21 protein-coding genes are annotated in these 21,539 nt (G+C 58.2%); 8 read left to right on the forward strand and 13 right to left on the reverse strand.

Features of this window, described 5'->3' with window-relative positions:
• Positions 1 to 142: 142 nt before the first annotated feature.
• Positions 143 to 976, forward strand: a complete 834-nt coding sequence (locus U5A57_RS38820; RefSeq protein WP_321917410.1) for a helix-turn-helix transcriptional regulator — start codon at positions 143 to 145, stop codon at positions 974 to 976.
• A 72-nt stretch (positions 977 to 1,048) separates the two neighbouring features.
• On the opposite strand, the gene U5A57_RS38825 is transcribed toward U5A57_RS38820, so the two are convergent.
• The 10 genes from U5A57_RS38825 to U5A57_RS38870 form a co-directional block, all read right to left on the reverse strand.
• A complete protein-coding gene (locus U5A57_RS38825) occupies positions 1,049 to 2,482 on the reverse strand; it encodes an amino acid permease (RefSeq protein WP_321917411.1) in 1,434 nt (477 codons plus the stop codon).
• A gap of 123 nt (positions 2,483 to 2,605) precedes the next feature.
• Positions 2,606 to 3,856, reverse strand: a complete 1,251-nt coding sequence (locus tag U5A57_RS38830; RefSeq protein ID WP_415774714.1) for a MalY/PatB family protein — start codon at positions 3,854 to 3,856, stop codon at positions 2,606 to 2,608.
• A 146-nt stretch (positions 3,857 to 4,002) separates the two neighbouring features.
• Positions 4,003 to 4,527, reverse strand: a complete 525-nt coding sequence (locus tag U5A57_RS38835; RefSeq protein ID WP_321917415.1) for a carboxymuconolactone decarboxylase family protein — start codon at positions 4,525 to 4,527, stop codon at positions 4,003 to 4,005.
• Between the two features lie 116 nt (positions 4,528 to 4,643).
• Positions 4,644 to 5,657 carry a disulfide bond formation protein B gene (locus tag U5A57_RS38840; RefSeq protein ID WP_321917416.1) on the reverse strand — a complete coding sequence of 338 codons (1,014 nt, stop codon included), beginning with the start codon at positions 5,655 to 5,657 and terminating at the stop codon, positions 4,644 to 4,646.
• Between the two features lie 282 nt (positions 5,658 to 5,939).
• Positions 5,940 to 6,983: an alcohol dehydrogenase catalytic domain-containing protein gene (locus U5A57_RS38845; protein WP_321917418.1), complete on the reverse strand. Its 1,044-nt coding sequence runs from the start codon at positions 6,981 to 6,983 to the stop codon at positions 5,940 to 5,942.
• A gap of 48 nt (positions 6,984 to 7,031) precedes the next feature.
• Complete coding sequence (locus tag U5A57_RS38850; RefSeq protein ID WP_321917419.1) at positions 7,032 to 8,123, reverse strand: flavin monoamine oxidase family protein; 1,092 nt, start codon at positions 8,121 to 8,123, stop codon at positions 7,032 to 7,034.
• Positions 8,120 to 8,851: a cupin domain-containing protein gene (locus U5A57_RS38855; protein ID WP_321917421.1), complete on the reverse strand. Its 732-nt coding sequence runs from the start codon at positions 8,849 to 8,851 to the stop codon at positions 8,120 to 8,122. The genes U5A57_RS38850 and U5A57_RS38855 overlap by 4 nt, the downstream gene beginning before the upstream one ends.
• 34 nt (positions 8,852 to 8,885) lie before the next feature.
• Positions 8,886 to 9,167 (reverse strand): hypothetical protein, encoded by a 282-nt coding sequence (locus U5A57_RS38860; RefSeq protein WP_321917423.1) that lies wholly within the window; start codon positions 9,165 to 9,167, stop codon positions 8,886 to 8,888.
• A 735-nt stretch (positions 9,168 to 9,902) separates the two neighbouring features.
• Complete coding sequence (locus tag U5A57_RS38865; RefSeq protein WP_321917455.1) at positions 9,903 to 10,202, reverse strand: H-NS histone family protein; 300 nt, start codon at positions 10,200 to 10,202, stop codon at positions 9,903 to 9,905.
• Between the two features lie 106 nt (positions 10,203 to 10,308).
• Entirely contained in the window at positions 10,309 to 10,545 is a 237-nt protein-coding gene (locus tag U5A57_RS38870; protein WP_321917425.1) for a hypothetical protein, read from the reverse strand.
• On the opposite strand from U5A57_RS38870, the gene U5A57_RS38875 reads away from it, so the two are divergent.
• Both U5A57_RS38875 and U5A57_RS38880 read left to right on the forward strand, forming a co-directional pair.
• Entirely contained in the window at positions 10,544 to 10,909 is a 366-nt protein-coding gene (locus U5A57_RS38875) for an SET domain-containing protein (RefSeq protein ID WP_321917427.1), read from the forward strand. The two genes, U5A57_RS38870 and U5A57_RS38875, sit on opposite strands and share 2 nt — an antisense overlap.
• Before the next feature lie 347 nt (positions 10,910 to 11,256).
• The gene (locus tag U5A57_RS38880; protein ID WP_321917429.1) at positions 11,257 to 11,619 is read left to right on the forward strand and encodes a hypothetical protein; all 363 of its coding nucleotides are present in this window, start codon (positions 11,257 to 11,259) and stop codon (positions 11,617 to 11,619) included.
• 260 nt (positions 11,620 to 11,879) lie between these two features.
• On the opposite strand, the gene U5A57_RS41770 is transcribed toward U5A57_RS38880, so the two are convergent.
• Positions 11,880 to 12,392 carry a GIY-YIG nuclease family protein gene (locus U5A57_RS41770; protein ID WP_408602562.1) on the reverse strand — a complete coding sequence of 171 codons (513 nt, stop codon included), beginning with the start codon at positions 12,390 to 12,392 and terminating at the stop codon, positions 11,880 to 11,882.
• A 488-nt stretch (positions 12,393 to 12,880) separates the two neighbouring features.
• On the opposite strand from U5A57_RS41770, the gene U5A57_RS38885 reads away from it, so the two are divergent.
• Together U5A57_RS38885 and U5A57_RS38890 are read left to right on the forward strand one after the other, a co-directional pair.
• Complete coding sequence (locus tag U5A57_RS38885; protein ID WP_321917431.1) at positions 12,881 to 13,459, forward strand: hypothetical protein; 579 nt, start codon at positions 12,881 to 12,883, stop codon at positions 13,457 to 13,459.
• 237 nt (positions 13,460 to 13,696) lie between these two features.
• The gene (locus U5A57_RS38890; RefSeq protein ID WP_321917433.1) at positions 13,697 to 14,350 is read left to right on the forward strand and encodes a hypothetical protein; all 654 of its coding nucleotides are present in this window, start codon (positions 13,697 to 13,699) and stop codon (positions 14,348 to 14,350) included.
• A gap of 729 nt (positions 14,351 to 15,079) precedes the next feature.
• Here U5A57_RS38890 and U5A57_RS38895 read toward each other — a convergent pair.
• Both U5A57_RS38895 and U5A57_RS38900 read right to left on the reverse strand, forming a co-directional pair.
• Entirely contained in the window at positions 15,080 to 15,835 is a 756-nt protein-coding gene (locus U5A57_RS38895) for a hypothetical protein (RefSeq protein WP_321917434.1), read from the reverse strand.
• A 391-nt stretch (positions 15,836 to 16,226) separates the two neighbouring features.
• Entirely contained in the window at positions 16,227 to 16,412 is a 186-nt protein-coding gene (locus tag U5A57_RS38900; protein WP_321917436.1) for a hypothetical protein, read from the reverse strand.
• Positions 16,413 to 16,774: 362 nt separating this feature from the next.
• Here U5A57_RS38900 and U5A57_RS38905 point away from each other — a divergent pair, with 362 nt between their 5' ends.
• The 3 genes from U5A57_RS38905 to U5A57_RS38915 all read left to right on the forward strand — a co-directional run bounded on the left by U5A57_RS38905 (position 16,775) and on the right by U5A57_RS38915 (position 21,260).
• On the forward strand, positions 16,775 to 17,563 hold the full coding sequence (locus U5A57_RS38905; protein WP_321917438.1) for a CHAP domain-containing protein: 789 nt from the start codon (positions 16,775 to 16,777) through the stop codon (positions 17,561 to 17,563).
• Between the two features lie 89 nt (positions 17,564 to 17,652).
• Positions 17,653 to 19,257 (forward strand): hypothetical protein, encoded by a 1,605-nt coding sequence (locus U5A57_RS38910; protein ID WP_321917440.1) that lies wholly within the window; start codon positions 17,653 to 17,655, stop codon positions 19,255 to 19,257.
• A gap of 353 nt (positions 19,258 to 19,610) precedes the next feature.
• Entirely contained in the window at positions 19,611 to 21,260 is a 1,650-nt protein-coding gene (locus U5A57_RS38915; RefSeq protein ID WP_321917442.1) for a hypothetical protein, read from the forward strand.
• Positions 21,261 to 21,539: the final 279 nt, after the last annotated feature.

Here is a 21,539-nt window from a genome sequence, read left to right on the forward strand (position 1 = left end):
CCAAGGCCGTCACGCCGTCAATGGGACCGCGGCGCGACGTGTGGCTCAAGAGACGGTTGTCAATTAAAGCACTTATCGAGATGACTGTCTTTCGACTCTTCGCCACGATGTATAGAATATCTGCCAAACTAGGCAGATTGAGATGAACTGGAAAACGATCACACCACCTGAAGGCCTCTCCCCACCGCAACCGCTGAAAGTCCGCGTCCAGTCGATTCCAGCGAGGCACTCCTTTCCCGAGCACGCCCATCGCTGGCACCAGATGGTGTATGCGATATCGGGCGCCTTGACCGTGATCTCCGAAGGCGAGTCACTGGTCATCTCGCCAGAACAGGCCGTGTGGTTGCCCACCGGTTTGCGGCACCGCGTCGGCTCGCTGCTGGGCGCCGAATTCCGCAGCCTCTGGATCGACGATGAAACCGGGCGGACACTGGCAGGCGAAAGCCCGATGGTCTTTGCGGTCTCACCGCTGCTCAAGGCGCTGATCGTCGAAGCCGCCGACATCGAAGACCAACCGGACGAAGACGGGTATGTATGCCGGATCACGCGTCTCATCCTGGACCAGCTAGCTCGCGCCAGACCGTTGCCCGCCGCGCTTGCCTGGCCGCGCGACGAAAGCCTCGCCCGGCTCTGCGAGGCGCTGTATGCCGATCCGGCCGATCCGCGCGGGCCTGACGAATGGGGCAACGTACTAGGCATGTCGGCACGTACGCTCGCACGAAGGTTCCTGGCGGAGACGGGCATGAGCCTGCGCACCTGGCGACGACGCATGCGTCTGTTCAGGGCTGTTGAGCTCCTTGGCGGTGGAATGGATGTCACCCGCACCGCACTGGAACTTGGCTACGGCTCCACATCTGCATTCGTCTATGCGTTCCGTCATGAGATGGGGCGCAGTCCGCAGGTCTATATGCGTGGCCGCGAACACAACGGCGCGAGCCGCCTGGCCGCGCCCGCCTCGCACACGGAACGGCCCTGACTCCCCACCATCCCGCCTGGACTCACGCACCTTTGCACACATCCACGCATACGCCCCGCTCCCGATTGCGGATCACACCAACTGGTCCCGCGGATTCGGCACATCCGCATCCTGCGTAGCGTTCGCAGTCTCCTTGCCTACATAGAACCGGTACGCGACATACACCGCAAAGACCCAGACGGCGGACACGATGAGTGACATACGCATGTCAGGCAGCAGTGCGATGCCGACCAGTACCGCCGCAACGAACGCCAGCGCCAGATAGTTGCTGTACGGGTAGAACGGCATGCGATAGGCAATCTGGCCGTCTGTACCAGCGCGAACCCTGAGCTTTCTGAAGCGAAGATGGCTGATGACAATGGAACCCCATGCGCAAACCAGCGCGAACACCGTGACTGACGAAAACAGTTCGAACGCCTGCTCTGGCATGAAGTAGTTGAGCAGCACGCCAGCGAACATCGTCACAAACACCATCACAATCGCGCGATGCGGCACCTTGCGGACATTCGTCACGCCGAGGAACGCGGGTGCATTTTTCTGCAGTGCGAGGTTGTAGAAGGTGCGGCTGTTGGTGAATACACTCGCGTTCACGGCAGACAGCACGGCCATGATCACGACGAGATTCATGATGCTGGCTGCCGCCGGAATACCGATGCGGGTGAATACCTGCACGAACGGACTGCCCTTCGTGGTGAGCGACGTCCACGGGAAAATCATCAGCAGCACGGCGATGGCGCCAACATAAAAAATCAGCAGGCGCCAGAACGTGGCATTGATCGCCTTCGGCATCGTCACTTTCACGTCCTTGACTTCGCCCGCAGCGAGGCCGAGGTTCTCCACCCCGCCGAACGAGAACGCAACCATGACCACCGCGAGGAAAGTTCCACTCGCGCCTTTCACGAAGAACCCGCCGTTGTCGACCAGGTTGTGATAGCCAACCGGCACGCCGTTGTTGCCGATACCAAACACGATCATGCCGAAGCCAAACAGGATCAGCGCGACGATCGCGACCACCTTGACGAGCGCAAACCAGAACTCGGCTTCTCCATAGATCTTCACGCCGATAATGTTCACCGCGAACATCAGCGACACAGCCGCACCCGCCGTGACCCATATCGGGATATGGGGAAACCAGAAGTGGACGTAGTTCCCGAGCGCATTCAGGTCGGCCGCGCTGGTCGCAAGCAGGAAAATGAAAGCGTTCCAGCCGTTGAGAAAACCGGCGAACCGGTGAATATATCGGTTCGCATAGGAAACATAAGACCCCGACACGGGTTCCTCTACCGCCATCTCACCAAGGGCGCGCATCACAAAGTAAATCGCAATCGATGCGATCGCGAAGACTAGCAGGATCGCGGGACCCGCCGTCCGTATTGCCCATGATGAACCATAGAACAGGCCAGTTCCAATTGCCCCGCCAATGGCAATCATCTGCACATGGCGGTTCTTCAGATCTCGTTTGAGATCCTCCTGCTCGTAGGCAGGTGTATCGAGGTGCTTATCCATATCGTCTCCACATGAATCTCACGTATTGTCTTTCTCGAATCGGGATCTAACGTCTTTTATCCCAATATTTCGTACTACTAATTTAAAAGATTGGCTTTCATCCCTGTTGCTGATCCGACCTTCTTATAACTCGGCCAGTGCACCCGCCAGTCGATGCACGGCTTCTTCGACCGTCGAACGTGGACACCCGAGATTCGCGCGCATGTATCCATGCCCCTCGACGCCGAATTTCGTCCCCTTGTCGAGCCATATCCTGGCCCGGGTAAGCATGAACGTATTCAATTCGTCTGGGTCCATGCCGAGACCACGACAGTCCATCCAGGCCAGATAAAGAGCGTCGGTGGGCAGCACCTCGATCTTCGACGTCAAACTGTTCACGGCCTGGCGGAAGGAGTTCTGGTTCTCGCGCAGGTAGACCAGCAAGGCTTCGAGCCAGTCCTCTCCCTGTGAATAGGCGGCTTCCGCAGCCACCATGCCAAGGCTGTTCACCGACTGATACATGTTGCGATCGAACTGCCGACGCAGCTCGTCCCGCATGCGCTGATTCGGCACAAAAATGTTCGCGCTCTGCAGACCGGGAAGATTGAAGGTTTTGCTCGGTGCGGTGCAGGTGATGCTGATATCGGCGAACTGCGGACCGAGCGACGCAAACGGAATGTGCTTCTTGAGCGGATTGAGAATCAGGTCCTGGTGTATCTCGTCCGATATCACAATCACGCCATGACGCAGGCAGATCTCCCCCATCGAGTGCAGTTCCGCTTCAGACCACACATTTCCAGTGGGGTTGTGCGGATTGCTCAGGATGAACAGCTTGGTGTCGGGCTGAATTGCCGCTTCGAACGTCTTCTCGTCGAAGCGATAGTCAGAACCCTTGCGTTCAAGCGGAGCACAAACAATCCGCCGCCCGTTCAGCACCACGTCGTCGTGAAAGTGTGCATACACAGGCGTCTGGATCAGGACCGAGTCGCCCGGCGCCGAGAACGCCTGAATCGCGTTTTTCAGTGCCGTAATGATGCCGCTCGCCTGCAAGACCCACTCGCTGGCCACGTCCCAGCCGAAGCGCTTTGCCTGCCAATCAATGACAGCCGACACGTAGCGCTCGGTTGCTCCGCGGGAGTATCCGAATACGCCGAATTCGACGGCTTCGTGCAGCGCGTCGATCACGGGCTGCGGAGAACGGAAATCCATGTCCGCCACCCACATCGGCAACGGGTCGGCCGCGTGTTCGGTGGTGCTCAAGAGCTTCTCGCCGAAAGCCCACTTCAACGAGTTCGAATTCCTGCGATCAATCACATGGTCGAAATTCGACCTGCTGTGTCCCGGAGCGGCACCCGCGCCTTGCTCTTCAAAATTCAACTTCACGTTGATTTCCATCCGTAAAACGGCACACCCTTGGTGTGGCTTCGTATGGTTTGGAGCGTATCAGCGCGGAATTTTGAAAAACAATGGTATGTTTTCACGCGCCTATGAGCGGTGCTCATAGATGCCCTTCTGACGCGGGCGCCGACCCTGTCCCCGATTCAAATGGCTAAAGCGACAAGAAAGCGGGACACCATGTTGTAAGCGGCCACCGTAGCAACCGCCTCCACCGTTTGAGCTTCCCCGAAGTAGCCCTTCAGTTCGTCGATAACTTCCGCATCCACGCTCACATTGCGGGTCGACTGGTCGGTCAACCGGATCAGTGCAAGCTCCTGCGGATCAAACACCGCGCTAGCGGGACTTTCCGCTTTGACCTCCTGCGCCTTTTGCTCGCTACCGCCGGCCGCCAGGTAAGCCGGGTAATGTACGCCCCATTCAAAATCCGCCTTGTTGAGAACCGCTACACGCAACATGATCAGTTCGCGTAACTGGAGATCAAGTTGAAAGTCCGCGCGCACGCGGCGCAGTAGTTCGTTCCAGCCGGTCGCAAGCGGAAAGCTCCTCAGCAGGATGCGGTCAATACCAATCAACTCACCGTTCGGACGGCGCGCCCGCATGCCTGCAAGCAGATCAGCCGGAACGTCGTCTCCGTCCCGCCATGGTGTCACTCGTACGTCATTGCTCATTAGATTCTCCGGTAAACATGATCGCGCGACGGGCGTTGCGCCCGTCGCGCATGCGTCGAACCACATCCACCGCCTGACGCGGTTCGAGCGGTATGTTTGTCGTTGATTGCGAGGCGTCAGGGCTTCATGACGTCGCCGTCATAGAGCATCTGGTAATGCTGCTGGCCACCGGCGCGGAACGTATCGAAACCGTTCTCCAGAAACGCCGAAACCAGATTGGCGCCGACCAGCAGAATGAACAGCGCTGTCGCTGCCGATCGAACCTTTGGAAACGTGCCAGCGGATGGGGACTCTTCCGCTCCCGCTCCGACAGTAAGAGCCAGCATCGCAAGACAGAACATGATGGCTGCCGTGAAGATGATGTAGGTCCACGTGTACATGTGCAGCCCCATGACAGCCGAGCCTGTCGGCGTCGTCCAGGACGGTGCTTTCGCGAACATGAAAAGCAGACTGATGAGGCTACCGATCAGCGCACCCGCCGCGCTGATCACGTAATTCGACGCCCGGGTTCCATGATGGAGGTTCAGCAGGAAGCCGCTGCCCAGCAACATGAAGCCGACGCGGATGAGATTACAAAACGCACAGGGAAGCTCGCCCAGAGCGAACTGATAGTAGAACGCGCCAAGCAGGACAATCGAGATTCCCAACAGCGCTGCGGCATCGATGGCTTTCAGGTGTCGTGTGTCGATCGTCATCACCATGACCCCAGCGTCGCGAGATCGGGCACGTGATGGCGTCCATGGTGAACGGTCCATATCACGACCAGCAACGAAGAGACGATCCAGAGAATTCGAGCAATTTTCTGGTTGCGCAGCGAAGTTAGTGCGGCAAGAAACGCCACCAGCACCGGGATAAATCCAATGTACATTCGACAATACCTTTTGAGCTGGATGAAAAGAGCAGGATTGCAGAAGATAATTTATCTCGATGCCCGAGAACCGTCTGTTGACCAGCGGTCGATCTGTATCGATGAATCGCCAATGGTCAGACGCGTGGGTACCGATGCCTTCTAGCGAAGCTAAACGCCGCTGCAGCGCCAGAAGCGGCGGCCCGAAAAGACGAGCGTCATACGAGCGCTGCGGGATACCATCGCTGATGGCTATACGTATTGAAGCGATGGTGGCCGGCACCGGACTGGAAAATGTCGCAGCCGCTGTTTCTGCTTCCGAAGGTGAGGCATCGCCATTGCCGTCGAAACACGCGGAACTGCCGGTGGCACGTTATCGGGCCAGGCGCTGGAACATCGCGCAGGGTTCACAAAGCTCGTGGAACCCCGGTTATCCCGGGCTTTGGACAGCGGCTGGTAGATTGTCACGCTCTGGCAGGCGCATCACCGAGCCACGTGCGCGATGGCGATGAATACACGGTACCCCGACACCATAGGTGCGATGTTTGCGCAATGCTGCACTGACTCAAGCGAACGTCCGCCCTGTCGTTAGCACAATCCGGAAGCGGACATCGCCCGACTTGAGTCTGCGCAAAGCCGCATTTGCCTCTTCGAGTGGCATCACCTCGATCATCGGCCGCACGTTTGCGAGCACGCTAAATGCCAGCGCCTTTTCACTCTCGAATGGCGTTCCGGTAATTGAACCAACTATGCTGCGCTGTCCCGCGACGATCTGGCCAATAGATATCGACAGAGGGTCCTTCCCGACACCAAGAAGAACCAGGCGTCCTTCCGAGGCGAGTCCCCCCGCGACAGCTGAAACAGCATCGGAATGGGTGATCGTAGAGATAATCGCCGCAGCGCCGCCCATCTCCTGCAAGCTGGCAGCAGCGAACGCCTCATTGCAGTCGATGTATCGATGAGCACCCAGTGCAATCGCGTCGCCGGCAATGTCCTCGCCGCGTCCGAGCGCGACAACGTGGAAACCCATACGGCGCGCGTACTGGATAGCCATGTGTCCAAGTCCGCCAACGCCGAGAACCGCGACGAGATCGCCCGCCTCCGCACCACACTTTTTGAGTGCATTGAACGTTGCGATTCCCGCACAGAGGATAGGCGCCGCATCTTCAGATGCAAGTTCGTCTGGTATCGAAACGAGCCCGGTGGCGCGGGCAAGCATCATCTCGGCGTAGCCGCCATCACGGCTCACGCCAAGAACCGGTTGGTCAGAGCAAAGCTGGAAGCGCCCCTGACGACATTGCTCGCATGCATTGCAATGACCGCCGAGGCGACCGACACCCACTCGTTGCCCGATCTTCCATGGGGCGCCTACGTTGGCACCCAGCGCCACGATTCGACCGACTACTTCGTGCCCGGGCACGCGAGCAGGCTCGCTTGCAGGGTTGGCGCGTGCGATATCGGCTGCGTCGGCACCACAAACGCCGCAAGCCTCGACGCCAATCAGCACTTCGCCGGGACCTGGCTCAACGGTCGGCCGTTCAACCAATTCAAGCAGCCCGGGTTGCGTGATTTGCATGGCGCGATAACTTGCGTGAAGACTCGTGTTCATGACGATTTCCATAGAATATTAAGTGTCGGGGAGCGCGCTAATCGCCGTTCAAAGCGCTCGCACACCCCGCTCGGCGGCATCAATCGCACCAGCGAGATATCCGGGATACGCATGCGACCACTCGCTGCCGATCCCGGTCATGCGCCCTTGCCATGGACCGGCCGTGGCAGACGCCGGCGCGCTTGGGGCATGTATGGACGACTCAGTCAGATCCGACGCAGTCGCGGTCAAAGGGTCGATCGACCAGTCCTTCAGCCCTTCCGCGATCGGCTCTCCAGCCTCCGGGCCAAATAGTCGTTTCAGTTGCGCTCGGCAGTGCGCGCGGAGCTGTTCCGCCGGTACATTTGCCCGCAAGCGGGCCGGAAGGCCAACAAATCCGAACAACGCCCCCTGCGCACCCGGCATCGACGCATCATGTATCTCTGCCAGCGGACCACGCGCGCTGCGCGCTTCGCCTGACAGCCCTTGCGCGCGCCAGAATGGCTTCTCGTAGACGGCGAGGTATTTCGCGTGCGGAGCCATCCAGGTCGCAGTTCTCTGCCAACGATCTGATAGTTCAGGAGGCAGAAGTGGCGCGAATTTGAGAGTTTCTGATGCGAGTCGCGGTGGCATAGCGATCAATACATGCCCCGCGTGCCAGGCTCTCGTCGAACCAATCGTATCCTCGCTCACAACTTCGATTCCGTCGGCCGATGCCCGCATGGAACAGACACGCTGACCGGTGTGAACGCGCTTTCGATCCACGTGTTTGTGAAGCGCATCGATCAAAGCGCTCATCCCGCCGAGCACCCGCCTGCCTTCCTGCGCGAAGCAGTCCGCGACGCGGTGCGGTACGCGTTCGTCCGCTCTCTCGAATAGCAGGTCACCCTTCGCGTACTGCTCGAATGTGTTTAACCCGAGTTCCGCAATGAGTTCACCGAGCCGTGGCTGCATCGAAGGCCAGAACCAGGTTGGCCCAAGATCGAAGCAGGATGAGGCCGCTACCGATTCGCTAACGGATGAAAGCGCAAGGACACGGCCGCCGACGGTCTCCCGGGCCTCGAGCAGCGCGTAGTCATGCCACCCTTTTCGCTCCAACAAATAAGCTGCATACAGTCCGCTGAGGCCGCCACCAACGATCACAACGCGGGCGGCGCTCATCGCGGTACCTCCCGGGGTGAGTGAAGTAAATGCCCTGTCTTGAGATAGAACGTTGCTCCCGCGGCACCTGCAACGATGTCCGGGCGGGATGGTGCGGGCAGACGCAGCCACGCTCCGCGTGAGTAGGCCACGTCATCCAGTAGCAGCGTGCCGGACACAAGCAGTAACTCTGCGCCATTGGCAGGGCCACTGAAAACGGATTCGCCTGCCTCAATGCGCTGCATGCTCACCTGCTCATCGTCAAATGTGTGCAGCCAACAGATACTTCGACGACCCACATTTGACCACACCGCTGGATCTGTCGTGTTGATGCGAACTACGGCGTCATCTCCCGCTGCGAACTGTTGAAGTTTGACGAAGATTGTTGCGCCGTCGGAACTGAACGGTCGATGCGACGATTTTGGCGGGTTGCGCAGATACCAGCCGGTCGGGTAGTCACCCTCATCGTCCGAGAAAGTCCCACTTAGCACAAGAATCTCTTCTCCCCCCGAATGTGTGTGTCGAGCAAACTGCGAACCAGGTGCATATCGCACAATGCTTGTGGCACGTGCAACTTCGCCGCCAATCCTGTCCAGCAGTACGCGCTCCACACCGGCCTGAGGCGAGGCGAGCCATGCGTAATCTTGCGAAGCAAGAATGGCACGCCGCGAAAAATCCGCGTTTACAAGCACAAACATTACTCCGATATGATCTGAAGGTGGTTTTGCTGCTTTTTCAGTTGTCCGCATGCAGACAACTGCAAGTCAAAGACACGCCAGGAGGTTACGCGACCTGATATAGGCGCACGTCCAGCGCGGCCTCCAGCAACGGTTTGAGGCCTTCTACCACGTCGTTCGTGAAAAGCGTACTGCCGAGGTAGGCATTCGCAGTCGCCTCTGTTTCGAAGCCGTGCAGAACCTGCACATCTTCATCGCGAACGAGCAATGCTTTCGATTGCGCTGCCTCGATAGTCGTCAGGAAAGGCTGCTTGTACCTGCCGTAGATCTCAGATGCAGCAGCGCGATTTGGTGCCGCGATCTTGAGGGTAATCTGAAGATAGAACACTTGACTCTCCGGTTAGCGGGAATTTGTCCGGTACACCGACGTCGTCATTCTTCGCGTTAATACGCTGTGACGCAAACCAGAAAAACTGCGCGTAATTGATAGAAAAACTATCGCCTACGCGATCCGGGTCTGAATCAAGACTGGCTGCCTAAGACTCAATTGCCGGCCGCCCAGCCAGCGACTTGCTTCGCGTTTGGGTCCTGTGCGCGACACAGCTGACCACCGACCACACCGCTTGCGCAGAATGCCCAATGCAAGCCGTCACGACTTCGATGGACGCCAGTGAGGATGTACTTGCTGTAGCGCGCAGAACCACATCCTGTCGACAACACCTTTTGAACTGGACGAAAGGGGCGGAATTGCAGACTGGAATGTATCTTGATATGCGAGCGGCGTCTGTTGACCAACGGCCGATCTGCATCGATGAGTCGCCAGCGGTCAAGCGCTTGAGTCGAGAGGCTCGACAGGCGGCTATTGGGCCATGAGCGGCCGCTCTAGAAAACAATGTCGCAAGACCGCTTCGGGTCGATATGACCCACTGGGTTTTGCGCCGTTAGCCACGCTCCTCCTGCGCAATCGCCCGCAAGAGCTATCGTAAGTCTCAGCCTCGACTGTGAAGCTGTTCGCCTTTGCGAACGCGAGAGTCTTCGTGCCGAGGGCGTGTGAATAGCGAGACTAGTGGGGTTTCCGAATTTGTGAGCAGGTTGCCCGTTGCCTTGCCACCGAAGCGGTCCTTCAGGGCGAGATCAGAAACCTGTCGCGGTTCTTTGCGTTCTTGATCCAGTCAGGCGCCCGTCCCCTGCCCGACCACGTGGCCCCCGTCTTGGAATCACGATATTTGGGCGGCAAGACACCCGCGGCAGTCTTTCGCGGGCGGCCGCGCCCACGGCCGAAAATGTCCCGCTCCGTAAACCCATAATCGGCCACCTTTGCCCGGATATCTGCGAGGACTTCCTCGAACTCCGCAGCCCGGGCCGCCGCCGCCTGCTCCTCGAGCCTGGCCATCTGTGCTTTCAGTTCCTTGAACGTCGCCAAGATTGCCTCCCAGACACGAAACACGATGACGGCGATCATAGCCCGCTTCATGATGACGCGATCGGTGGTTGCCCGACCGGTTGCGTTCCGGCAAACAGGACCTCATCTAGGAAAACAGTCCCTGCTGCCGCACGTCCCACGGCGGCAGCAGCGAGGCCTTCGCGCTGCGCGCGAAGATAAGCACGCAGGGCAGGTCCAGCCGCCTATGCGAAAGCAAGGTATGGGCTCCCGCGCCCATATCCGGCCACCCATGGGCGATGGGTGCGTGAACAAGCCCGCTCGCATGTTGCGTGCCGTTTCCCCCGCTATACTCCGCACGTTTCTTCTTCAACCCAACGATCATGAAGCGAGTCTCGGTGCGGCGGTCCCCGATCCACGGCAAGGGCGTTTTCGCCCTGCTTGCACTGTCTGCCGGCGAGCGCATCTTCGAATACAGGGGGCTCGTCACGACCTGGCGTGAGGCGGCGCGGTATTACGCGCGTCGCGAGGATACCGGACATACCTTTCTGTTTGGCCTGTCCAATGGTCGTGTCATCGACGGCGGCCGCGGTGGTAACGGCGCACGCTGGCTCAACCATGCCTGCGCGGCAAACTGCGAAGCCGTTGAAGAAGCGGGCCGCGTGTATATCGAGGCAACGAGGCTCATCCAGCCCGGCGAGGAGCTGTTCATCTTCTGTGGCCACAGAATTCATCGACTACGCGCTTGAAGTCTCGGCAAAAGCGCGCGATTCAGCCAGCGAGTACGCCTGTCGCTGTGGCGACAGGCGTTGCCGCGACACCATGCTTGCTCCGATCTAGGTTCGCGCTGCGCAGACGGTTCCCATCAACGCAGTACGCGGCGACTGCGGGGCCAGTGCCACTACGCGCGGAAGCTTCCGCACATCAGCCACAACGAACGCGTCAAAGCCCGTGGTCCGCACCGCATGTGACCGTTGGAACATTATTTGTTCAACGCGCCGTTGCCGCCGAAGTGCCGGTGTCGGCGGCGGTCATTCGACATCGCGGCGCAGATGGTTGACAATCGCCCTTGCGGTCCAATAAAACTAAACATTCCATGAGCAAATCGAGGCTTGAACAGATTCGGAACTATGGTATCGCAGCCGTGTTTTCGATCATCTTGGCGTTCCCGCTCTCAGGTGTGACCATGGCCGTCTACATGGCCGTCTACATGCTCGTATTCAATCCCTCGGCTGTGTTCCAGCGCCCCTTGGCGACTTTGATGACGGCACTGTTCATCGCCGTCTGGTATGGCGTAGCTATCCCGGTTTCTGGTGGCTTCCCCGTAACCGACGAGGGAGGAATACATCGCATGAACGCATATCCTTTCATCATCGCGACGGCGGCTATTCTGTTTTTCATCTTTTGCCGGGGAAGGCGCTGGTTTCGGCGACCGGCACGACCGTCGGGCGCGGCGTAGGGCACCGTGCGGTCATGAAGCGTCATTCGCTCGTACCGTCGCACAGACATTCGGGCGTCGCCCCCAATCGGGAACCGGCCATTGATTTCGCAACGTTGATGCGTTGCATCGGCCATAGCTGCCGTTGGCGCGGCAATCGACCAACCGCCGCTATGGTCAGTCTCGCTGACGCCAGAGCCGCGAATCTTAACGGCAACGCCGCACCCGGGGACGGACGGCGTAACGTAAACACGCGCGACCGCTCAATCTGCGCGATCTCACTAGTACCAGTTAGCGCCAAGAACCACTGACGAAAAGCATTCTGGACAACGTGCAGAAGACTCTCCGCGAGTTAGCGTGACGGAGAAGCTAGTTCCGCATCTCTGGCAAGCGCCGTTGACAGCCATCGTTCGTGTGATCCGAACACCATTGCTTTTCAAAACATCGGTTTCCACTTCTCCAACTGCTGTTCGGCATAGCAACAACTCTTCTCGATGTTCCAAGAGCGCATCAGAGCCAGCTATGCGTACTATCGTTCCGATAGCGTGGCTAACTGTGCATTTGAACCATTCCTTCCCCGCCTTCAATTCGGCAAGAGCCACATGAACTCGCTGTTCTACCTCGCGAGGCTGAAGCACCAATATGTCATATTGAACCTTGTAGGGCTCCGGTACGCCGGTGCTAGCCAATTCCTTAGCGCGTAAGGCCGGATCCTTGATTGAATATCCAATCTTTACCAAGTCCGGCATAGCCTTGTTGGTGATGACGTAAACCCAGCCCCGAATTGTCGTCATGATTCTGCGAGTAAGGGAAACCCCAGTTTGCTTTCTTGGATTAGCGCTGCAGCACTGTCGACTGCTAATGCACTGGAACTCAGTTCGACGGTACAGATTAGACACTTGTTTCTGCCTCTGTATGTTCTCTCGCGCACACGAGGCAGGCGGACTCCGCGACGGGGTACGACATCGACCGAAGGAGTCTGCACAAAACGGATTCTGGTTGATCTCGCTTCTTTCTGACGTCTGCGAACTGATTGACCTTACGACTGAATGGCCGTGTTCCTCGCGTTCGCCAGTGCGGCTGTTCAGAGTCGTCTACAGAAGTTCAAGGTCACAGAGCTTCCGAAACTCGGATGATCGGTCTCCCACTTCCGAGTTCAGCCAGTCGGCCGACATTTGCAGGACTCCGTGCGAAGGCGGCGGACGTCGGGTTTCCACGTGGTTGCGGACCTATATGACTCCGGCTTTACAATGCGCACACAGCACCTACCCAAACAATCAAAATGGGCGAATACGAAGACAGGGCGAAACGCCATGGCCTCGACGTGTCGTTCTTTCAATCGCTGCAGACGCTAAGGATTGAGGTGCCGATAGCAGCCGGAGTTGATATTGGATTTTCGACGTCCCCCGCAACTGTTTTGACAAGATGTTTTTCAGGATTGCGTCGCTATCAAATCGCGCCGAGGCTGTTTGTGTTTGGAAGGCATTCCAAAGCCGTGGCAGACATTTTGCGCGACTGCGAGCGTATCAACTCTTTATTGATTTACGTTTTGGATAACTATGCGTTTAGCATAGAGCTAAACAATTCTACGTTGACTACGCGCGTCAATTTGATGGCAGGCTTTCCGAGCAGAGATGGCACTGACGGAGAGCATCTTTTCTCCGCATTATCGGAAATTGCAGGCGAACTGCGCCTCGCTCATTTGGCTGATTCTATGCCGGCCAAACCCACTGGAAACCGGTGGGGTCCCGCCAGAATTCGAACGATAAGCATAATTTGTGCTGGGCTGTCGCCTCTGCTCGCCGTAATACTGCTCTTTGCATGGTTTATTCATCACTCTCCGTCGCTTTTGCACAGATAGCATAGACCGCATTAATTCTGTCACCGTTGCGACAGCAAATGTGTGGAGAATCCACGGACGCGAGACAACCACTTCGACAAGGCAACGCGGAGAACTCTCTACTGGTCTAGAACCTGGAACCACACGTCAATCTAGGTCGAAATCGGTGGCGGCACGTGTGCTGCATTAATGGCATATCATCGCCGCATCAAGTTCCTTTGCGTTCGACGGACAGTAAAATCGGGGATGAGGACGGCAATGAAGCTACTGCACCTGGTGATGGGAACAACGGTTCTCTGGGGACTCGTTGGACAAGCCTTTGTTGTACGCGCTAAGCCGGCCGAAATCGAGTTCCACGCCCACGAAGAGGCCGAGCAGAATCGGCTAATTGATAAGCCGACACTCAATCCATCCGCGCAAAGGCTCGTCGTCATTAAAGGGCGTAAGGACTCCAATCTTGAGTTGTGGTTCGCGCTTACTTACACCACGCAGGCAAAACAATGTCAGACACAAACGCTTGCTGGTCGTGTGATGGGAGCGCCAGATACTGCCCAGGAAGTCATTGATTGGCTCCGTGTTCCCGCCGGGCAGACAGAGTACTCGGTACGCTTTTTTCTGGATCGCTACTTGCCAGGGCGTTGCAATTGGCGATCATTGGCGCTTCTCCGCACTGTTTTCGATGCGGCTCAAGGTGCGAGACCGGATGGGCAAAGTGCAGTCGTCGTTTTCAGGCCGGACGGAAGGCTGAGCACAAAATTCACCTGGGTCTGTCGTCGCAAGCCAACCCAAGATTCTCGGGGCAAGGAAGCGTGGCTTACGTGCTCGAAGGTCGGACCATTTTCACCGGAAACGACGATCATTTCGGATGAAGGGGGGCAGGTTGAGGCGAACTTTACATTCGCACCGGATTGAAGTGAGTCATTGGCGCCGAATTGCCGTGCGCCCCACTCCGAAGATGTGGCGATTGTGTCTCGTGCGGTGATTCAAGGAGCGTAAGGCAAACCCGTATGACCCTTGATGGCCTCGCTGAGGCGTCGGCTCGGACTTTTCGCTCGGACCAATCGCGCGAACCGGCCTCATTCAGGATCCGCTCCGTTGAGAGGTGGCTATCACTGCCTCGACCTCAAATCGCCCGAAATTTAGTTTCGTTTGTCAGTGGTCATATGCCGATGTGTGAGGCCGCTGATTTGTGCTCAAGGTGCAGCTATATCGCTAACGGGCATTAGCGATATAGCTGCGTTTTTCAACCGAACTGCGCGTGCGCTGATCAAGCCGCTGGAATCCCGGGAGGTCCTTCTGCGATGCGAAGTGTCAGATTTAATACGGACTAAGGCGAAGTGACGTTCTTATTGCGCTCGGAGTAGAAACAAAACGTCGGCGTCGAGAAGCGCCGCCACGTCGAGGCCGCCCTAGTGACAAACTTATTACGGCCTACGCCCGACGTGAGGGCCTCTTGCTGATCTCATATCGCGTAGGGTGTCGTGGCCGGAGAGTAATCAGGCGAAGAGGCAGCTTGTCGACGGCCACCCTCCTCCAGCTCTGGTTCGTTCTTCTAGTCCGCGTGCCTCTGCCTAACATGGCCGTGTTATTTCACACGGCCATGTTAGAACTGTCGAGGGATGCAGGCAGGGCCTGAGCGAGTCACGCTGTGCCCTGACCACGCGCCACGTCCGGCACAATGCCAAGATTGCGCTCCCACAGCGCCTTCAGGATTTGCTTGCCAAGCACGCGGGTATTTTTGATGCGCTGCGAGGCGTAGGTCAGCGGGACATCCAAGCCATAGGCCTCGTTTGTGCGCCGCAGTTTCGGATGCGCATCGACTTCCTGATCCTCTTCGACATCAAACACCTTCACGGTTTCGTCCCCGTACCGCACGATCAGATAGCGTTCGCTGTCGAGCTCGACAATGCGTTGGTCGGTCGCATCCGTTGCATCCAGACTCGGGAGCCGCCGCTTTTCCGCGGATTCCGAAACGATTTCGCGTTGAAGGAACAGAACGAACGCCTTGAGCGTGTGGCGAATGTAGTCGGTGATCGGCTCGATCTCGGCGATGGCTTCGCGGCGAAGCAGTTCACGGATCAGGTCGACAATGGTTTGCTGATGCTCAGCGGCCGGCGCTCGCCAGCGCATCCATGCTTTTCGGTGCGCGTCCTGGCCATCGAGTTCCAGGGTGCCAAACTCGTCTCGCAGTGCGCCCGATTCGCCCGGAGGCGTGAGGAACACCACCGTGATGGGCGCCGGGTCCGCCTCCCGAATAGCGGCGCTTACGCAGGCAAACTCATCAGCCAGTTGCGTGCGCTGAGCAGAGGACGCCTTCACCTTGTTCTCGACGATCAGATGATGGGCCTTCCGCTGGCCCTCCCCTTCGCCCGTCATGATCTGGACATCGATGTCCACGGTCCGGGGATTTTTGCCGGATGCAGTTGGGCCGACGAGAGCATCTGTCGTCGTCTCACCGTCGGACCGCGTGCGGCGCCTGCGGCGATCGGCCTATGCATCAGCCCGGACATTCCAACGTCGGCTCGACAACCGACCATGGACATTGAACTAGCTACGCACTGGGTACGCAGGGCCGCTGGGGTTTGCCCAAGCGCTGGGTAAGCGAGTATCAACTCCCTCTGGGTGGGGCTGCGTGCCGATGGCTTTCTTAGCGTCTTGCGTATCACGGTTCGCCTCGCTTGGAAGACGGTAGTGGCACGGCGTGCCGCTAAGCGTAGGCGAATTCGGGAATTTCGCAACTTCCCGCGGGCTCAGGGACACGCCAGCGCCTCTAGCGGCGCCGGGTTGGTCAATCCCGCGGTTCCTCGTCGGCGAGGCCGAAATATCCTCTTCGGCTCTCGAGCCAGGTGATCTCCCCGTCATGGTCCTCCAGTGCGGTCAGCTCGGCTTCGGTCAGGCTGAGCGTCTGCAAACCTCCGAACTCGTGGAATTCGTCGGCGCTCTGGTGGAACTGCTGCACGCGGATTTGGGGCATGGTGGCTCTCCGCTTTGGGTGTGGGAGAGTCGATTCTAGTCAGTCCGCATCGGGTCTGCTTGACTTTGATGTTAGCGTTTTCCGACAAAGATAGTTAGGTAAGCGAACAACCTGTTTCGGCGTTGGCCAGCGTTCGCGCAGGTTCAGATCGTCCTGCGCAATATCAATAGGAAATACTCATCGACTATCTGTTCGGAACCGTACGCATGGCCGCAAAAATTGCCCTTTAATTTTACCGAGCCGTTGATAAAGTGAAGGGAAACTGAATGACAACTGTAAATACCAATCAATTTCGGGACCTGTCTTACAGCATCGAGGTAGTTAAATCGCGTTGACGATCCGGATAATCAGGAGACGATAAAATGCCCGCGTTCGATGGAACCGTGCTTGTCCCTGGGTCAACCGCCACAGCGTCCATTGCGGCGGTTCAGGCTCAACTCACCGCGCGTGGCTACGCGAGCGGCACCAATGGAAACTTCGATGCGGCCATGGAATCGGCGGTCAAGCTGTTTCAGGCACAGCATTGCGACGAAAGCGGACTGCCGCTCAAAGTGGACGGACAGATAGGTGTTCATACATGGAATGCCCTTTTCGGCGCGACACCCGTAGATGTGCAGCCGCTCGTCCCCTTGCTCGCACAAGCGATCGCCGTCGCGTCGAGCCAGGTCGGCCAGATGGAGGTCCCGCACGCATCGAACCGTGGTCCCATGGTTGACCAGTATCTCACGAGCACGGGTGTTTCGTTGTCCGGCACGACCGACAGCCGGGCCTGGTGCATGTGTTTTGTCTACTGGTCGTTTCTGCAGGCGGCGCGTCAATTGAATCGATCAACCCCACTGCCCAAGACAGGCGGTTGCATCAACCACTGGCAACTCGCCGGGAATCGAGACAATGTCACTCGCGTCACCGCAGCATCCGCTCTGAAAAACCGGGCGTTGGTGCAACCCGGCATGATCTTCATTCTCGACTTTGGCAGCGGCCTCGGCCACACCGGCATCGTCGAAACCTTGCTTCCAGGAGGTGGTCTGCAAACGATCGAAGGCAATACCAACACCGACGGGTCCCGGTCCGGTGTCGGCGTTTTCCGCCTGACGCGAAGAAAGCTGACAGATGCCGCGCTTGTCGGCTTCGTCGACTATTCTCATGCGTAGGTTGCAGCGGCGTCGGACCAGCGGCTTGAGCGTCACACAACGATCCTTCGAGTGGTTCTGACGGACACGATCAATTATCGGAGCGCGCCATGCCGACGGCAAATCCCGATTCGTATCACCCGATCATCTACATCCGTGGTTTCGCCATGAACAAGTCGGACATCGACGAAACCACGGCGGACCCCTTCTGCGGCTTCAATTCTGGATCAACGGTTTATCGAGCGCGTCCCGGCAATACAGAAGCGGCGCGCTTTGTGTTCGAGTCGCCTGTCGTCAGGCTCGTGGCGAATCATGATTATGTGAATGTGGTCAGCGAAGGCATGGATCTTTCGAGCCCGACTTTTAATGAACCGGTGCCGCGCCGCTCGATTGTGATTTTCCACTACTACGATCCAGCATCGACGCTTCTCGGCAATGGCGTCGTCCCACCGATCGAGGAATTTGCGAGAAAACTGAGCGACCTTGTTGCACGTTTGCGAGATCTGGTCCTGTTGACGAACGGCGCTTACGACGATCCGAAGCAGTTCCGCTGTTTTCTCGTTGCCCATTCCATGGGCGGACTCGTCGCGCGCACGTTCTTGCAGAACAAGCAGTGCGATCCGAATGGCGTCGCCAAAACGGTGAAGAAGCTCTTCACTTATGCGACACCGCACAACGGTATCGAATTCGGCGGATTCAATGTGCCGAGTTTCTTCACGAATCATCAAATCCAAACCTTCAGCCGTTCCGTGATGGGCAAATACCTCGGGTTGGTTCCGGCCTGGCAGAATCAGACCGACGACGTCGCACGCTGCCCCGCAGACGCGCTCGACCCCGCGAATATCTTCACGTTGATCGGTACGAACCGACTCGACTATGAGGTAGGCATGGGCTTGTCCCGCACCTTCGTGGGAAAAGGGAGTGACGGGCTCGTTCGCATCCAGAATGCCGATCTGAAGGGGTTCACGGTCGATGCGGCGGGCAATCAGGTGGAATCGCCGTGCGCCAAGGCCTTTGTTTATCGTAGCCATTCGGGTTACTTCGGCATTGTCAACAGCGAGGAGGGTTATCAAAACCTCCAGCGCTTTCTGTTTGGCGACTACCGCGTTGACGTCTGGCTTGAGGTGGAAGATATCGTCATGCCGGCCGGCGATCTTGCCAATGCGGATGCCGCCGGCACCCTCGAGGCAAAGTATCCGGTCGACGTGATCATCTCCCTGCGCAACAAGCGCTGGTTCCTGACACGCCGTATTGCTGAGGAAGACTCGTCAGCCGTGTTCGAACACCAAGACGTGCGGGCACAACGCGGCAAGACACCTGTGCTCGAGAAGGCGCTTTCGACGATCTTCATGGCGAACTGGGGAAAGCTGGACCCTACGAACCCGACCGTGGCGTACCGCGTGCAGTTGGCGGTGCGCACGCCGGACTATCAGATCGGCGGACGAGACGCCAATATGGATCATTTCGAAGGCAGCAGCATTTTCGCGGATGCGGTAATCGTCGAACTCGACACCAGTCATGTGCCCTGGACCGCGTCTTACTGGTGGGAGAGCGCGCAGACCGCCACGGGCGCCCCTTCCACGAAGACACCACTGACGCTGCAACCGCTGCACGCCGGAGCCGCATCGCCACTCGTTGCGCGCATCACGGTGGAGGGCGGCTCCGGAATCAAGTTCAAAGGGGCTTTGAAGTTCATCGCGAGCCCTTGGGCTTGAATAACGACAAGTATCTATTGCATGCGGGCCAGCGGGGGCGGGGCCCGCTCTTAGTCTGGGTGTACGTGCGCTCGATAACATACGGCGCGCTTAGTTTGCTCTCTACTTAGTAGAAAACCTGCATAGCATACCTAACCATTTAATTTTTAGCCACCGTCGAATATCGAGGCCGCCCCACGGTGCGAGATAGCCGCTTCGGTGGCCCGCCCGGTAGTGCATGCAGTGAAAAAACAAGGAGACCAGCCATGGGCCCTCGTTGCACTGTAAAAAGGCGGCATTCTTCTGCTCTCGCTTCATCGCCCTACCCCGCACACCTCGCTCAGTCCTTAAAACATTGCCGCCCGATACGCGCATTGACCATTGCCGCAAGCCTGAGCGCGGCACTCATCACAAGCGGGTGCGCGATTGCGCCGGCCAGCCTGGTCGGCACGCCGCCGAAACCGATAAGCGACGCCTGCGTCACACCTGAAAAGGCGGTAATCGCAAGAACTCAGTCTGGGCCTGACCGGTTACAGAGTTCCCTCGACCGCGTACGCGCAGAACCAATATTCCACTCCGTCGCAATTCCAGCGCCGGACGAGCTGAATGGGCTAGTCACCGAAGCTAGCCGAATTGTCGAGATTGCCAGGACTCAAGCCGCCGCAACGCTTGCAAAGACGCAGACCGCCGCCGCAAATGCCGGCAAGCCTGACGCAGCCGACAATACCGTGAAGCCGCCGATTACGGCAACCGGCAACCCGCCGGAACCGCCGGACGAGGTCGAGAATGTGCTGCTCACGCTGCTGCCGTGGGCTGGCACGATAGACCCGATCCAGGCGGACGCGGCTGCCTACGCGCACCAGGCCGGTGGCGTACTTCAATTTGCCTCCCTGAAAGCAAAGGGGATGAACGCCCTGTTGCCAAACGCACAACAAGCCGCCAATACAGCGTCCAATCAGCAGAAAGGCAGCCGGATCATCGCGTCGTTCGACGTGGTCGAACATCGCGAGAAGTTCCGCGACCTGACAACACTCGCTTCGTTCCGGGCCTTCCATCTGCTCGCGTTACTCAGCGCCGCGCATCTTCATAAGCTGCTAACAACGAATCCTGCCATTGAGGATGACAAGCTGGATACGGAAGTCCGTGTCTTCAACGTCGCGCGCTTTCTGTCCGCGTACTTCGACGCCTATTTTCGCGGCGGGCAGTTTCTCCAGGTGAGCTTCGACGAGAAGGACTTCGTGGCAACCCTTGCAACCCGCATCAAACAGCAGCTCCCCAAACCCGGGAATGCGTCTCCTACCGCCGAAGCAATCGCGGCATGGCTGCAACCCGCGTTCGACCAGCCCGATGAACAGAGCTTTGTCAGGAGCCTGGCCTCGGACTTTCACAATAACCTCCCTGCTAGCGGTATCGGCTCACTCACTGTCGTGCAGATTCAAGCCTTGCTGCAACCTGCGTTCGACAATCTCTGCAAGCAGGCTGGACACACGAGCAGTACCTGCCTGTCCACTCCAATGGGCAAGTCGGCTTTCGTGACGCGCGCGGGCCTGAGCGTCCAGTTCTCGGGAGTGAGCTTCGCGATTGGCGGAAAGGATTCCATTGGCATTAGCCATACCTATCCGCAGGTGGCGAATTTCGGTCCGCAGTTGATTCGGGTTTTCGTCGAAGCGCTTTTCGACGCGAACGGGCCGCACCCGCCCGCAGTGCCGAATTCAACGGCGTGCGATCCGGCGAACAACCTTTTCCGCGGCGACGAGTGCGTCACGGCCGGCACACCCGCAGACCTGCGACGGCAGCAAATCGACATGATTTCGGCCGGCGCGGAGGCCCTGTCTTCCTCCGAAACCGGCGTCATCATCAGAGGCGCCGGCTGGGCCTCGCTCAACAACGAGCTGGTCGCCTCACTGCTGGAGACGCTCGTGGGAGTGAATGCGCGAAAGATCTCCGAGAAGGTTCTTTATTCCGTGAGCGAGAAGCTGGAGTGCCCGCTTACCACCGCCGGGCTACACGTTGACGGCGACTGAGATTGCGCGCCGATTGACGCAATCATCGAGGACGAAAAAAGTCACCTGCAGATGATCGACCCTGAAAAGTCCGATCAGATGAATGGAGACCAACATGCGATCCGATTGCGATGTGCGTGCCGGACCGACCGCCGTGCGTGGGCCGATACGCGGGCCAGCAAACGGTTCGGCCTGTCCCATAAGACGCGGAACGGCAGCGACTACTGGGTCATCCGGTAACTGGCGACTTACGACTCGCGAGGCAGATTGCATTGCCCCCCCTCAAGTCGAGTCTCGCAG

It is taken from the genome of Paraburkholderia sp. J11-2, from assembly GCF_905220185.1.
In the GTDB taxonomy this organism is placed as follows: domain Bacteria; phylum Pseudomonadota; class Gammaproteobacteria; order Burkholderiales; family Burkholderiaceae; genus Paraburkholderia.

Bases quoted from the DNA above. Each gene is read 5' to 3' on its own strand.
- U5A57_RS38900 (WP_321917436.1), bottom strand. From the start codon at position 16,412: ATGCCCCAAATCCGCGTGCAGCAGTTCCACCAGAGCGCCGACGAATTC.
- U5A57_RS38880 (WP_321917429.1), top strand. From the start codon at position 11,257: ATGAGCAAATCGAGGCTTGAACAGATTCGGAACTATGGTATCGCAGCC.
- U5A57_RS38885 (WP_321917431.1), top strand. From the start codon at position 12,881: ATGGGCGAATACGAAGACAGGGCGAAACGCCATGGCCTCGACGTGTCG.
- U5A57_RS38835 (WP_321917415.1), bottom strand. From the start codon at position 4,527: ATGAGCAATGACGTACGAGTGACACCATGGCGGGACGGAGACGACGTT.
- U5A57_RS41770 (WP_408602562.1), bottom strand. From the start codon at position 12,392: ATGACGACAATTCGGGGCTGGGTTTACGTCATCACCAACAAGGCTATG.
- U5A57_RS38870 (WP_321917425.1), bottom strand. From the start codon at position 10,545: ATGATCGTTGGGTTGAAGAAGAAACGTGCGGAGTATAGCGGGGGAAAC.
- U5A57_RS38845 (WP_321917418.1), bottom strand. From the start codon at position 6,983: ATGAACACGAGTCTTCACGCAAGTTATCGCGCCATGCAAATCACGCAA.
- U5A57_RS38825 (WP_321917411.1), bottom strand. From the start codon at position 2,482: ATGGATAAGCACCTCGATACACCTGCCTACGAGCAGGAGGATCTCAAA.
- U5A57_RS38830 (WP_415774714.1), bottom strand. From the start codon at position 3,856: ATGGAAATCAACGTGAAGTTGAATTTTGAAGAGCAAGGCGCGGGTGCC.
- U5A57_RS38820 (WP_321917410.1), top strand. From the start codon at position 143: ATGAACTGGAAAACGATCACACCACCTGAAGGCCTCTCCCCACCGCAA.
- U5A57_RS38875 (WP_321917427.1), top strand. From the start codon at position 10,544: ATGAAGCGAGTCTCGGTGCGGCGGTCCCCGATCCACGGCAAGGGCGTT.
- U5A57_RS38855 (WP_321917421.1), bottom strand. From the start codon at position 8,851: ATGCGGACAACTGAAAAAGCAGCAAAACCACCTTCAGATCATATCGGA.
- U5A57_RS38910 (WP_321917440.1), top strand. From the start codon at position 17,653: ATGCCGACGGCAAATCCCGATTCGTATCACCCGATCATCTACATCCGT.
- U5A57_RS38850 (WP_321917419.1), bottom strand. From the start codon at position 8,123: ATGAGCGCCGCCCGCGTTGTGATCGTTGGTGGCGGCCTCAGCGGACTG.
- U5A57_RS38905 (WP_321917438.1), top strand. From the start codon at position 16,775: ATGCCCGCGTTCGATGGAACCGTGCTTGTCCCTGGGTCAACCGCCACA.
- U5A57_RS38890 (WP_321917433.1), top strand. From the start codon at position 13,697: ATGAAGCTACTGCACCTGGTGATGGGAACAACGGTTCTCTGGGGACTC.